Raw genomic sequence first — 13,357 nt, 5'->3', positions numbered from 1 at the left:
TTACTCAGTTTGAAATTTCGCCGCCAATTTCAACACTGTATTGGCGCCACGAAAAGTGCTTTGCAGTTTCAATGTTTTTTCAAAACGGGCGTTGGAAAAAGTGGAGTCACTTTGCTTGACGGCGCAATGCCAATAGATTTCGCGACCGTGGACGGAGAAGTCATCTATCTCAGTCTTAAATTGCATCAGGGCCTGGCTGGCATCTTTGTTCAATGCTTGCTTCAGAAATGCGATGTTGAGCGCGCCATTGTCACTATTTTTGCCCCAGTTCTGCATGCATGGCTGTTTGGCGATAGCCGTTACTTCTGCGTTGGTGCGGACGAAAGTCGCTACTTCATAGCCTAATGCTGCATGCAGATGCGCTTCAATCTGTGCCTGGCATTTTTCAGCCGTTAGAGTGGATTCGAAGAGTACATTACCGCTGGCGATGTACGTTTCCACGTTTTTCATGCCCATCGTTTCAAACAATTCGCGCAACAGCTCCATCTTGACGGTGTGACCACCGACGTTGATGGCGCGCAGGAAAGCGATATATTTCATGGCATGGAATTTTGCGTGACGTGTTTATTTACTCTTTATTGTTCTCAACTTCTCTGGTGGTATATTCCAGGCCGCCGATAAAGCTACGGGCGATACGGTTATATATCCAGGCACCCGTAATTGTGAAAATAAAGCCGAAAATTGCATATATAAATGGCAATAAAATGAAGAAGAAAACCGGGTATGGCGTTTCTGACTCAGGCGACAGCATTATCTGCAGCGAAAAGATCGCTATCAATGGTAGCGAAATGACAAAATAAAGAATGGCGAATACTTTAGCCGTTTGTAGCGGCGAGATATGAATAATTTGCTGCTTCATTGTATGATCCTGTTTCATTTTTTCTGAGCATTTAATCAAAATAGCATTATTTTGCAAAGCAATATTTACGCTAATTTACTCTTACGTAAGGTATCTTGCTGATTTGTGCATGGAACCCAACAAAGTAGCGCGGAAAAGCGTAGCGCCTTCCGTCGTTGCGGTTTCCAAATCATGCAAAGATGGGTGAAGTATTGCTTGTTGTCGGAAAGCGCTACGCTTTTCCAAACGACCTTTTTATTGCGTAAGTCCTATATTAAAACTGATGAGTAAATTAACACTAGATCGTATTTTGCAATCCCAAGGCATCGGCACACGTAAATACTGCCGTACCTTAATCGTCGATGATGAAATCACCATCAATGGTGAGGTGATTAACGATTACCGCGAAAAAATCGAAACCGATGGTTTGATTTTCACGCTGTTTGGTGAGGAATGGCAGTACCGCGAACACGTGTATATCGCGCTACATAAACCGCCCAATATCGAATGTTCGCGCAAACCTAGTCATCATCCCGGCGTATTAACGATCTTGCCGGAGGAATTTACCTGGCGTGATCTGCAACCGGTTGGCCGTCTGGATCATGACACCACAGGCTTGTTATTGATGTCGGACGACGGCAGCTTTATCCACGCGCAATCGTCACCGAAACGTCATGTCCCTAAAATCTATGTGGCGACTACGCATGATCCTGTCACGCCTGAACTGGTTGCGCAGCTATTAAGCGGTGTGCAGTTGAACGACGAGCCAGCGCCATTGGCTGCAGTGAGCTGCAAAATGGTCGATACGCATCATATTGAAATCGTGCTGGAGCAAGGCAAATACCACCAGGTCAAACGCATGCTGGTCGCGGCTGGGAATCACTGCACGGCTTTGGAACGCACCGCGATTGGTGGCTTGACCTTGGCGGCATTGGCGCTGGATGAGGGGGATTGGTGTTATCTGGAGCCGGAACAACTGGCGTTGTTAGTGCCAGCTTGAGGATGCACTAAAAATTTCGCCGTCTTCACGTGAATGAAGACGGCGAACCATGCGAGTATTAATCAAGCACTAATGCAGTGCTTTGGTACGACTGAATTAATGCGATCGAATCATCGTACCGAAGAACTGTTCACTCAACACTTCCAGCAGCAATGAGTGTTCGATACGACCATCAATGATGTGGACTGCATTGACACCGGATTTAGCGGCGTCGAGCGCGGAAGAAATCTTTGGCAGCATGCCGCCGGAGATGGTGCCATCTTCAAACATTTCGTCGATTTCACGGGCTGTCAGATCGGTCAGCAACTCACCTTTTTTGTTCTGTACGCCAGCGATGTTGGTCATCATGATCAACTTTTCTGCGTGCAGAATTTCGGCAATTTTGCCGGCAACAACGTCAGCATTAATGTTGTAGGCTTGGCCATCCACACCGAAACCGATAGGTGAAATGATAGGAATAAAGGCATCGTCCTGCAACGCTTTGACGACGGCAGGATTGATGGCTTCAATTTCACCAACGAAACCGATATCCAAAAATTCGCCAGGATGTTGTTTATCCGGCATTTGCATGCGACGTGCGCGAATCAGGCCGCCATCTTTGCCAGTCAAACCCACAGCCTGACCGCCGTAGTGGTTAATCAGCATCACAATATCTTGCTGCACTTCACCGCCCAGCACCCATTCGACCACTTCCATGGTTTCTTCGTCGGTGACGCGCATGCCTTGGACGAAGGTGCCTTGCTTGCCGATTTTTTTCAGTGCATTCTCAATTTGTGGACCACCGCCATGCACTACGACCGGATTCATACCGACCAGTTTCAGCAAAATCACATCCCGCGCAAAGCCGTGTTTTAAGCGCTCTTCAACCATGGCGTTACCGCCGTATTTAATAACAATGGTTTTGCCGTGAAATTTTCGTATATACGGCAACGCCTCAGCCAGGATTCCGGCTTTTATTGCTGGCGCAATTTTGGCAAGTTCTTCGGTCAAGTCGAGCATAGCGTGTCCTGCATGAAAGTCTAAAAGGGGATGGACAGGTGACCGGTAATAAATGTGCAATAACAGGACCTCCACAAAACTGCTCCAGCTGCGTTACTTCGTCTGGCCGTACGTTCGTACCGTCTTCGTCGGAATGCCTTGCTGGGGCAATTTTGTGTAAGTCCTAATGTATTGCGCAGAGATGTGCGGCGAATGTGCCGAATTTTACATGGAAATGTTCAGCTTTGTTATATCGCTGATGCGTCAAAGTTGATGACGTCCCATAATAGTGCTTCACTGTCGTAAATCAATACAAAAGTTATCATCATGAAGCAGTGCCCTAGTTGCCGAAAAACATTTTTTTGCGGACCTGCAGTGCCTTGTGCGGCGTGCTGGTGCGATGCTGTGCCGTTGTTGATAACGTTGCCAGCCACAGTGCTACACACAACTGAACCGCCCGGTTGTTATTGCCCGGACTGTCTGCAGGATTTATTACGAGACCAGGCACAACCTCACTCTTAATGACAGCTACGCACTTCCTGTTGCGGGAAACTGGCTTTGATACTATCGAATTCGGTTTTCGCTGCTGCTGTCAAAGAGTGCAATTGGAAGGCGACTTTGATGTTGCTGCCAGTGCTATTCCGCGGACTGATTTGCGCGCCGCTGATGCCCTTCTTGGCCAGATTGGCAATCTGTGTGTTTGCGTTTTCAGAAGTCTTGAAAATACCGAGTGATATGCCGTAACGCAAATTGCTTGTGCTGTCTTGAATGACAAAAAAATCATTAATTCCCAGACCGCGTAGTTCATCCGATTTTTTATCTGCTGCTTCTTTGCTGCCAAGCGAGGGTAAATACACCATGTAACTGCTGACGTCTTGCGCTTCGTGGCGATTGACCGTAATGGCAGGTATTTTTTCGGCTACCAGACTGGCAAATTTGCGTGCTTCAGCAGCACTGAAATTTCCTATTTCCGTACAAGCAGACACCACAGCCAGCGACGCAGCAGGTTTTGCCACGGCGGGTTTGGTCGGCGTTGCGACCTCAGGTTTCGCTGCAATCGGCGCGGTCGGTGTTGCTGCGGGCGTATCCGTTGGCGTAACAACTGATGGCTCGGGCATGTTTGCTAACAATACGATTTTGTCGGAGGCAAGTTGCGTCGACATGCGCTCTGGTTCTCTGCCGTTACTGTAGATGCCATCGAAATAGCCTTTTTGCAAAGCAAACAGCCCGATATTTAATAGCAAAAGTAGTCCGAAAAAATATTTCAACATGAGTGATTGGGGATGAGGTGTGATTGTGAATGGTTATAGTCAGGCGTTCGAAGCTGAATGTTGAGGAGATGAGGCAACCAGCGCCAATCCGGTCAGCACTAAATTATCGACTATTTCACATGCGTGCAGCATATGCGGTGCAATGTAAGGCGCTCCGCCACCGGACAGTATGCATTTGATGTCGTCGGTAGACATGTGCGGCATTTGCAGCATGTGCTCCTGTTGCAGTGTGATGGCATGGTTTATCGCACCAACTTGCGCGGCGATGCAGCCGCTGACAATGGCATCATCCGTATTGTCCGCAAAATGTGCTGCGATGCCGACGTAATCGGTTATGCGTGGTAGTTGCGCGGTATTTCTCGCCAGCGAAGTTGCCATCGTGCCTAGCCCCGGCAAAATCATACCGCCCATGAATACGCCTTCAGCACTGATGGCGTCTATGGTGGTTGCTGTGCCGCAAGTGACGACTAACAAAGTTTGTTGCGGAAACAAATAATGCGCCGCAATCGCCGTTGCAAAACGGTCGCAACCTAATTGAGTCGGGTCGCGATAAGCATTACGGATACCGGCTAACTGCGCTTCAGAGGCAAACCAAGTCACCGCCAGATTGTCGCCAAAGGCGGCGGTTAAAGCAGATTCCAATTGCGCATGCATGGTCTTGCCAGCGACATTGGAGATCAGAACGTGTAATTTGTGATCGATGTTTATCCGGTCGCGCCATTGATCCTGCAATGTTGCCATCTCTGCATGCGTGACGGAGTCGGATGTGCTCCACATCGAAGTCGATGCCTGGATATTCTCGACATGAGATGTCAGCAATGCCCATTTAACACGGGTGTTGCCAGCATCAATCAATAATGTCGGCAATGTTGTTTTCATGGATTTCATTGCGACACTTTCACGCGTAGTGAAATGTCGCCAGCCATGATGGCGATGCGCTGATCTGTTGTTTGCAGCAATAAACGTCCGGTCTGATCAATACCCAAGGCAGTACCTTCATGCACAACTTTTTCCTGATCTAAAATCTTCACTTCCTGATTGGCGTACGCATCGAGCTGATTCCATTGCCCAATAAAGTCGTGTAATCCATGTTGCTCAAAACTTTGTAAGGCTAGGATTAAATCGCATAGTAATGCCGCCATGAGGGCATCACGATCCAGATCAACCGGTGCGGGCAGATTGGCGATATTGCGACCAATATCCTGTTGCAAACTAGCTGGAACGGCCAGATTCAAGCCGACACCGATAACTGCCCAGGTTTGTTTCTTGGCGGCACCGCCAGCAATCTTGGCCGCGGCGTTGGTGGTACTGGTGGTTTCAATCAGGATGCCGCCTAATTTATTGCTGTCCAGCATCAAGTCATTCGGCCATTTCAGACGAATCCCGACATCCTTACCTAAAAAATGTGTAATGGCTGTTGCTATCGTCGCGCCAACCGCCAGCGGCAATCCCACCAAATCTTGCACAGATCGGGCGAAAGGCCATGCAAAAGAAAACATCAACGCGGTCTCAGGAGTTGATAGCCAAGCTCGTCCGGCACGACCGCGACCAGCGGTTTGGTTTTCTGCAATACGTAAAATGGGCTTGGTTGCGGTCGGAGCAGATTGAATCCGTGTTAATAAATCGGCATTGGTTGAGCCGGTCTCAGTCACAACCTCAATCGTGATGTCGTCGGGCTGTACTGCGGATAGGGCAAAGATGCGCTCTGCGGAGAGATGAGATGTCATAGTGCGCATTGTAACGGGATGCTGGTTAAGACGGAATGGGCTGACGAGGGGTTATGCGAATTGCCGTTTATTGCTCAAGCGATGCCAAACAACTAGCAAGTTTTTTGCTTGTGAGAAAAATAACCATTTTTACAAGTAATTTGACCATAAGTGCACTTTTCCACTAATTCTCATTTAAACTTGCGCAATGCCAAATTCAGACACTTCTTTGCCCGCTCTGGCAATTGCTCAGGGCGTAGTTACCGTGAGTGGTAACTGGCAAGTGCATTCCTTCACACCGCCGGGGGTGATGCGCTCATTGCTGGCGCAATTGAAGAAAGTCGCCGCAAAAAATGCCCCGTCGTCGCTGCATTGGGACTTGTCCAGCATCACTGGAATCGATCATATCGGTGCGCAATTACTCTGGGATGTCTGGGGTAAAGCGCGTCCGGCCCAGCTGGTGATTTCGCCACAACATCAAGATTTCTTCCAACGCCTGGCCGATGCCGGACCGTTGGCTTTGCCGCCGAAGCCACCGCGTCGCAGACTGTTTACGGTCATTTATGATTTTTGGCGTGCCGCCTATGTACATGTGACCGGCTTCATCACACTGATAGGGCAATTGATACTGGATTTTGCGCGGATGTTGAAAATGCCGCATCGCGCGCCTTGGAAAGAAATTTCCGCCAATATTTATCACGCTGGATATCAAGCGTTGGGAATTACGGCCGTTGTCGGTTTTTTGATTGGAGTCGTGCTGTCCTTTCTGTCGGCACAACAATTGCATACTTTCGGCGGTGACGTTTATCTGGTTAACATTTTGGGCATGAGTATCATCCGTGAGTTGGGACCGTTGCTGGCTGCGATTTTGGTGGCAGGCCGTTCCGGTTCAGCGATTACCGCGCAGCTGGGCGTGATGCGAGTAACACAGGAACTTGACGCGATGGAAGTGATGGGATTGCCGCATGGATTCCGCCTGATCTTGCCGCGCGTACTGGCCTTATTAATTGCGATGCCGCTACTGGTGATTTGGACTGATGCGGTGGCACTGATAGGCGGCATGTTTGCGGCTCAAGTACAGCTAGGCTTGTCGCCGACTTATTTTTTGCAACAATTGCCGGGTGCAGTGCCTCTGCCAAATTATCTGATTGGTTTGGGCAAAGGAGCGGTATTTGGTAGCTTGATTGCGTTGGTTGCCTGTTATTTCGGGTTGCGAATTGAACCTAATACCGAGAGTTTAGGTCACGGCACCACTACTTCGGTCGTGACGGCGATTACCATTGTGATTCTGGCAGATGCAGTGTTTGCGATTATTTTTAGTAGCGTGGGGTTCTGATGGCCGATACAAACAGCACGCATGCGCAGCCTGTCATTCAGATTGAAAAACTGTGGACGCAATTTGGCGAGACGGTAATTCATCAGGATCTGGATCTGACAGTTGAGCCAGGTGAAATCGTCGGTCTTGTGGGCGGTTCCGGTTCTGGTAAAACCACGCTGGTGCGACAAATTCTGGGTTTAAATCGACCAACTCGCGGTAAAGTTACCGTATTCGGTACTGATTTGAGTAAAGCCAATGTCAATCAAATGATGGCGTTGCAAAACCGCTGGGGCATGTTGTTCCAGATGGGCGCATTGTTTTCGGCTTTGACAGTCATTGATAATGTGGCATTGCCGATGCGTGAATTGCGTGCTTTACCGGATTATTTGATCAAAGACGCAGCTTTGCTGAAATTGCAACTGGCGGGCATCGGCCCGGAACATGCATTAAAAATGCCGTCGGATTTATCTGGCGGTATGATTAAGCGGGTTGCCCTGGCGCGTGCCTTGTCGCTGGAGCCAGAATTGCTGTTTCTCGACGAACCAACCGCCGGCCTCGACCCGGCATCGTCTGCAGCCTTTGTGCAACTGATTCTATCCCTGCACAAAGACATGCGTTTGACGGTGGTGATGATTACGCACGATCTGGAATCATTGTTATCCATGTGCACCAAAATCGCGGTGTTGGCTGACAAGCACGTGATTGCTTATGACACCCCGGAAAACGTGATGAAAGTGAAACATCCGTTTATAGAAAAATTCTTCCTTTCGGCACGAGAAGAACAACATACTGTTGGATAACAACAAAACAATTGCGTCTATCCTAAATGTTGTAAAGCAGCGTACTTAGGAGACCAGGAAACGAATTATGGAAATAAGCCATGGAAAATAAAGCACATGCCCTGATGGCCGGATTGTTCACCATCGTCTTATTGGCGGCGGCGATTCTCGGCGTAATGTGGTTCAACAGCGACCGTGTGGTGCGCGTTCCATATGATATAGCTACCAAGTTATCGGTGCCGGGTTTGAATGCGCAAGCCGATGTACGTTATCGCGGTTTGGATGTCGGCAAAGTAGACAGCATTAAATTTGATCCCAGCACGCCGGGGCAAGTATTAATCCGTTTGAAAGTCAATCCTGATACGCCGATGACCCATTCGACTTATGGCACGCTGGGCTATCAAGGTGTGACCGGTATCGCCTATGTGCAGCTTGACGATGACGGCACTCAACCAACCAGATTGGTGAGTAGTCTTAACAAGGTGGCACGTATCGAATTACGCCCTAGCTTGTTTGATAATCTTCAAAGCAAAGGTGCGGCGATTTTGGCATCAGCAGAGACAACGGTGGCCAAGCTGAATAACTTTCTGGACCCGGAAAATCAAAAAACAATGGTCGCAGCGTTTAGTGACGTCAGTAAAACGGCAAATGAATTTCAAACGATTCCGCACCAGATGCAGCCTACTTTAGACAAGTTGCCGGCGATGACTGATCAGCTCAATAAGGCATTAGCATCGATTGATGTGTTGAGCAAAAGTGTGGCGGCATTGAGTCAGAATTTACAAGCGCCAAATGGGACGATAGCGCAGCTCAATGGCGTTATCAACCATGTTGGTACAGTGGCAGAAAATGCCGGTTCAGCTGTTGATAATGTGCAGTTCGAAACCCTGCCGAAGATTTCCGGTGCCGTGAGCGAAGTGCGGACGACTATGCGGGGAGTTAATCAGGCAGTGGACAATTTTAATCAGCAGCCACAAAGCTTGATCTTTGGTACCAAAGGTTTGCCTCCGGGACCGGGTGAAGCTGGCTTTGCGGCACCTGCAGCTACTTCTACTCCTGCTAAATAAATAAACAGGTATAACATGCACAACATCATGAAAACTTTTGCTGCAATCGCCATCATATTTCTTGCTGGATGTGCCAGCAAAATAACACCTCCGACGCAATATGACTTCGGTCCATTGCCAAGCACGGCCATTACGACCAAGGTACTGCCAGCCATCAGCCTGGCCGACGTTGATTCGCCAGCCTGGCTTGATAACACGATGATGATGTATCGATTGGCCTATGCCAATGACCTGCAACCGCATCCATATGCCACTACGCGCTGGAGCATGACACCTGGACAGTTATTCAGTCAGCGTTTAAAAGCACGTATCGGCCAGGCTGGTGGTGCAGTGGTGGCGTTGTCGGATGGCGCATTAAATATTCCATTGTTGCGTATCGATATGGATGATTTCAGTCAAAGCTTTGATTCAGCATCACATAGTGTGGCGCAAGTATCGCTGCGCGCTTCGCTGTTTAATGGCCGCAATTTAGTGGCGCAAAAAACCTTTAGTCGTCAGGAGCCGACACCAACAGCGGATGCCGAAGGTGGCGCGCGTGCATTTGCAATCGCTAACGATGCGGTGATTACGGATGTGTTGGACTGGTTATCGAGTTTGCCTGTTAGTAAGGCTAAATAGGGTTTTAAGCAATGCCGCCCTGGCGGCGTTGTGTCTACTTGTTGTACATTCGTACTGTCTGCGGCGACAGGTTTTTGCAAATTAGTTGCCAGGACAATTTTCATAAGTCCTGTAAATATAAATTTTATTGAGTACCCTGGCAGTTAGCTAGACCAAAATGATAGTCCCGAAACTGCCCACGCGGCACCGTTCTTCATCATTTGTTCGTATCAGCTTTTTGATTTATTGGCTGCTGATTATTTACGCCAGCTGGTATCCGTTTATCGGTTGGCGTGATCTTGGTATCTCCCCTTTTGCTTTTCTTAGTGCCCGGCTACCGTACTATTGGACGGTGTTTGATGTCTGGGTTAACGTCGCAGGCTATTTGCCTTTGGGTTTGCTGGCGGTGCTGGTGTTGCCGCGCCGCTTGCATTTTGTCATTGCGATAGTGCTGGCAACCTTGTTCGGGATGCTTAACTCTGGTGTGATGGAAGCGGTGCAAACCTATTTGCCGACGCGGGTTTCAGACAAGCTTGATTTCCTTACCAACAGCGCTGGTACCTTGATCGGTGCGGTGATTGGCGTACAGTTGCGATCATGGCTTGATGCCGATAGCAAAATTCTTCGCTTGCGTGAATATTGGTTTAATCGTGATGCCAGCCGTGGCATGGTGATAGTGGCTTTGTGGCCGTGTGCGCAATTGACGCCGTTAAGTCATCTGTTTGGCTTTGGCCAACTTTCCACTATGACGTCAACCTGGTTATCCAAGTGGTTTGAACAGCCGATTAGCATCTCCGGCTGGATTACCAACGAAGCGCAATTAAGCGTCGCCCAATACTGGCTGGTTGAAACCATCATCACTGCTTGCGGCCTGATCGGGGCCGGTTTGATGTTGCTGATCGTACTGCGCAAACAAGCGCCGAAATTTATTCTGGTATCGCTTTTACTGGCCGCGACTTTACTGATAAAAACGATGGCCTCAGCTTTATTGTTCACACCTGAAAACGCCCTGGTCTGGCTTACGCCGGGCGCATTGACTGGATTATTGATAGGCATCTTGCTGTTGGCTGCACTGTCATTTTCCCCGCATCAGGTACAGCGCTGGCTGGCAGTATTGGCGTTAATGATCAGTTTAATCGTCGTCAATGTGATACCGGATAATCCCTATTACATGGCCACCTTGCAAACCTGGAATTTGGGGAAATTTTTGAATTTCTATGGCGTTTCACAATTTTTGGCTTTGTTATGGCCATTTTTTGCCTTGTGGTTTTTGTTGCAGCCCATGCAAAGCATGAAGTCAAATCTGAAACCGTCTCTGAAACAATAGCGATGTCGATGTATGATGGCGCTTACTTCTTTCCCAGGCTTTCAACATGAGTGATGACGCTAAACCAGTACCGTTTTACCAACACCACGTCTTTTTTTGTCTTAATCAACGCCCTCCCGGTGACCGCGTTTGCTGTGCCGACAGTGGTGCGCAAGCTGCGCAGGAGCACGCCAAACGCCGCATCAAAACGTTAGGCCTGGCGGGTGAAGGCAAAGTCCGTATCAACAAAGCGGGCTGTCTGGAACGTTGCGAACAAGGCCCTGCACTGGTGATTTATCCCGAAGGCGTTTGGTACACCTATGTCGACAATGAAGATATTGATGAAATCATCGATGTCCATATCGTCGGTGGAAAAATAGTTGAACGCTTGAAAATCTAACAAAATTTACACCAAGCAGGATGGGTGGAGCATTGCAATTCCTATCAATGGTCAACGATGAGTATTGACGGATATTGCTATATGAAATGCGCAACGGCACGCCACCCACGTATTGATAGAATCATTTACATATCCCCATGAACGCCCAAACTCAGATTTTTTTCATTCCCGGTGCTGCAGGACAGCTTGAATGCGCGCTCGATTTACCCGACTCAACCCAATTTCCTACACCGCGAGGCCTGGCGTTAGTAGCCCATCCGCATCCGCTGTATGGCGGCACGATGGACAACAAAGTTGCGCAAACGCTGGCACGTGGTTTTCTGGCTTTAGGCTACGTCACTGCGCGCATGAATTTTCGCGGTGTCGGCGGATCGGCCGGAACGCATGACGAAGGCCGTGGTGAGACCGATGACATGGCTTTACTGCTACAGCATATGCGCGATCTTTATCCGGGATTGCCGCTGGCACTTGGCGGCTTTTCATTCGGTACGTTTGTGCAATCGCAATTGCAACAACGCTTGATCGCCGCTAACCCTGGCACAGCCGCCGAGCGTTTAGTCCTGGTAGGTACTGCCGCCGGTAAATGGCCGATGCCAACCGTACCTGCCAATACTATTCTGATTCATGGTGAACTGGACGATACCATTCCGCTGACTGCTGTTTTCGATTGGGCGCGGCCGCAAGATATTCCGGTCATCGTGATTCCTGGCGCCGATCATTTTTTTCATCGCCGACTGCAACATATTAAGAACTTGATGGTCGAAATGTGGCGACCTTAATCTGTTGTTAAGGTTTTATTGTGCTAATGGGGACGTTATAATCCCCATTAGTTTGTTTTTCATCTTATTCCTGTGCTATTCATCCGAACAACACATGTTGTTCACTCAGATACGAAAAATCCATGAAAAAAATATTCGCAGCATTCGCTGCAACCTTACTTTCCCTGACTATTAGCACTGCCGCATTCGCGCAAACGTTGCCAGCACCAACGGTCGCCGCCAAAAGTTGGATATTGCTTGATACCACCAGTGATCAAGTGATCGCTGCACAAGACCCGGATCAGCGCATAGAGCCTGCATCGCTGGCAAAAATCATGACAGCTTACGTTGTGTTCAATGCGTTAAGAGACAAGCGCATCACTATGGACCAAATGGTCAATGTGTCGGTTGCTGCGTGGAAGGTTGATCCTGCCAGCTCGAAAATGTTTATTGAGCCTAACAAACCGGTTTCCGTCAACGATCTGCTGAACGGCTTGATGGTGGTTTCTGGCAATGATGCAGCAGTGGCCTTGGCTGAAGCAGTCGCGGGTACGCAGGAATCTTTCGCTGCGCTGATGAATCACGAAGCGCAACGCATGGGCATGAAGAATACCCACTTCGACAACCCGCATGGTTTGCCAAGCCCGGGCACCTATTCGACCGCACGTGATCTGGCGACTCTGGCATCGCACGTGATGATCGATTACCCGCAATATTACAAAATTGATTCGACCAAAAGTTTCACCTACAACAAAATTACACAACCGAACCGCAATCGTTTGTTGTGGCTGGACCCATCTGTTGATGGCATGAAAACAGGTCATACCAACAGTGCTGGTTATTCCATCATTGCATCAGCCAAGCGTCCGAACGGAACTGGTGATCGCCGCTTGTTGGCTGTTGTGATCGGTACTAATTCGGATCAAAGCCGCACGCAAGAAGGTCAAAAATTACTTAATTGGGGTTTCCAGAATTTCGACACGGTCAAGCTGTACAGCAAAGGCCAGGCAATTGCTACACCGCCAGTATGGAAAGGATCGAAGAGCGAAGTTAAAGTCGGCTTCAACCATGATGTTTTCATCACCGTACAAAAAGGCCTGGCTGATAAGCTGAAACCTGTACTAGACCGCACTGATCCATTGATGGCACCGATCAACCAGAACGACAAAGTTGGTACGTTGAAAATCAATGTAGATGGCAAGACCATTTCAGAATTGCCAGTGATTGCCTTGGAGCCGGTAAATCAAGCCAGTATCTTTGGGCGTATCTGGGATTCGATACGCTTGTTCTTCAAGAAGAGCTAAAACATCAATTAGTGAAGTAATAAAGTAGGATGGGT

General features: G+C 48.8%; 16 protein-coding genes. 10 read left to right on the top strand and 6 right to left on the bottom strand.

From position 1 onward, the window contains the following. Together GEV47_RS07835 and GEV47_RS07830 are read right to left on the bottom strand one after the other, a co-directional pair. Entirely contained in the window at positions 1 to 540 is a 540-nt protein-coding gene (locus GEV47_RS07835) for a DUF1697 domain-containing protein (RefSeq protein ID WP_153234173.1), read from the bottom strand. A gap of 28 nt (positions 541 to 568) precedes the next feature. Further along, positions 569 to 859, bottom strand: a complete 291-nt coding sequence (locus tag GEV47_RS07830; RefSeq protein ID WP_153234172.1) for a hypothetical protein — start codon at positions 857 to 859, stop codon at positions 569 to 571. 262 nt (positions 860 to 1,121) lie between these two features. Here GEV47_RS07830 and GEV47_RS07825 point away from each other — a divergent pair, with 262 nt between their 5' ends. Further along, positions 1,122 to 1,838 (top strand): pseudouridine synthase, encoded by a 717-nt coding sequence (locus tag GEV47_RS07825; RefSeq protein WP_153234171.1) that lies wholly within the window; start codon positions 1,122 to 1,124, stop codon positions 1,836 to 1,838. A gap of 96 nt (positions 1,839 to 1,934) precedes the next feature. Here GEV47_RS07825 and argB read toward each other — a convergent pair whose 3' ends face one another. Next, positions 1,935 to 2,837 carry an acetylglutamate kinase gene (gene argB / locus GEV47_RS07820; protein WP_153234170.1) on the bottom strand — a complete coding sequence of 301 codons (903 nt, stop codon included), beginning with the start codon at positions 2,835 to 2,837 and terminating at the stop codon, positions 1,935 to 1,937. Between the two features lie 306 nt (positions 2,838 to 3,143). On the opposite strand from argB, the gene GEV47_RS19845 reads away from it, so the two are divergent. Next, complete coding sequence (locus tag GEV47_RS19845) at positions 3,144 to 3,338, top strand: cysteine-rich CWC family protein (protein WP_407646212.1); 195 nt, start codon at positions 3,144 to 3,146, stop codon at positions 3,336 to 3,338. On the opposite strand, the gene GEV47_RS07815 is transcribed toward GEV47_RS19845, so the two are convergent. From GEV47_RS07815 to GEV47_RS07805, 3 genes are all read right to left on the bottom strand, one after another. Then, positions 3,335 to 4,060: an SPOR domain-containing protein gene (locus tag GEV47_RS07815; protein ID WP_194270610.1), complete on the bottom strand. Its 726-nt coding sequence runs from the start codon at positions 4,058 to 4,060 to the stop codon at positions 3,335 to 3,337. The genes GEV47_RS19845 and GEV47_RS07815 overlap by 4 nt on opposite strands. A 66-nt stretch (positions 4,061 to 4,126) precedes the next feature. Further along, positions 4,127 to 4,966 (bottom strand): type III pantothenate kinase, encoded by an 840-nt coding sequence (locus GEV47_RS07810; RefSeq protein ID WP_153234168.1) that lies wholly within the window; start codon positions 4,964 to 4,966, stop codon positions 4,127 to 4,129. Between the two features lie 5 nt (positions 4,967 to 4,971). After that, positions 4,972 to 5,814 carry a biotin--[acetyl-CoA-carboxylase] ligase gene (locus GEV47_RS07805; protein ID WP_153234167.1) on the bottom strand — a complete coding sequence of 281 codons (843 nt, stop codon included), beginning with the start codon at positions 5,812 to 5,814 and terminating at the stop codon, positions 4,972 to 4,974. A gap of 187 nt (positions 5,815 to 6,001) precedes the next feature. Between GEV47_RS07805 and GEV47_RS07800 the strand changes: the two genes are divergently transcribed. From GEV47_RS07800 to GEV47_RS07765, 8 genes are all read left to right on the top strand, one after another. After that, positions 6,002 to 7,129, top strand: a complete 1,128-nt coding sequence (locus tag GEV47_RS07800; RefSeq protein WP_153234166.1) for an MlaE family ABC transporter permease — start codon at positions 6,002 to 6,004, stop codon at positions 7,127 to 7,129. After that, on the top strand, positions 7,129 to 7,911 hold the full coding sequence (locus GEV47_RS07795) for an ABC transporter ATP-binding protein (RefSeq protein ID WP_153234165.1): 783 nt from the start codon (positions 7,129 to 7,131) through the stop codon (positions 7,909 to 7,911). The genes GEV47_RS07800 and GEV47_RS07795 overlap by 1 nt, the downstream gene beginning before the upstream one ends. Positions 7,912 to 7,991: 80 nt before the next feature. After that, positions 7,992 to 8,957: an MlaD family protein gene (locus tag GEV47_RS07790; protein ID WP_153234164.1), complete on the top strand. Its 966-nt coding sequence runs from the start codon at positions 7,992 to 7,994 to the stop codon at positions 8,955 to 8,957. 27 nt (positions 8,958 to 8,984) lie between these two features. Next, complete coding sequence (locus GEV47_RS07785; protein ID WP_228124613.1) at positions 8,985 to 9,575, top strand: ABC-type transport auxiliary lipoprotein family protein; 591 nt, start codon at positions 8,985 to 8,987, stop codon at positions 9,573 to 9,575. A gap of 157 nt (positions 9,576 to 9,732) precedes the next feature. Continuing rightward, a complete protein-coding gene (locus GEV47_RS07780; protein WP_153234162.1) occupies positions 9,733 to 10,881 on the top strand; it encodes a VanZ family protein in 1,149 nt (382 codons plus the stop codon). Between the two features lie 46 nt (positions 10,882 to 10,927). Next, the gene (locus tag GEV47_RS07775; RefSeq protein WP_153234161.1) at positions 10,928 to 11,260 is read left to right on the top strand and encodes a (2Fe-2S) ferredoxin domain-containing protein; all 333 of its coding nucleotides are present in this window, start codon (positions 10,928 to 10,930) and stop codon (positions 11,258 to 11,260) included. A gap of 137 nt (positions 11,261 to 11,397) precedes the next feature. Continuing rightward, on the top strand, positions 11,398 to 12,039 hold the full coding sequence (locus tag GEV47_RS07770; RefSeq protein WP_153234160.1) for an alpha/beta hydrolase: 642 nt from the start codon (positions 11,398 to 11,400) through the stop codon (positions 12,037 to 12,039). 122 nt (positions 12,040 to 12,161) lie between these two features. Next, on the top strand, positions 12,162 to 13,322 hold the full coding sequence (locus GEV47_RS07765) for a D-alanyl-D-alanine carboxypeptidase family protein (protein WP_153234159.1): 1,161 nt from the start codon (positions 12,162 to 12,164) through the stop codon (positions 13,320 to 13,322). The last annotated feature ends 35 nt before the right edge of the window (positions 13,323 to 13,357 follow it).

It is taken from the genome of Glaciimonas soli (genome assembly GCF_009497155.1).
Classification (GTDB): Bacteria; Pseudomonadota; Gammaproteobacteria; order Burkholderiales; family Burkholderiaceae_D; genus Glaciimonas; species Glaciimonas soli.
The sequence above is the reverse complement of the archived record's forward strand: the minus strand, read 5'-3'. Positions and strand labels throughout refer to the sequence as shown.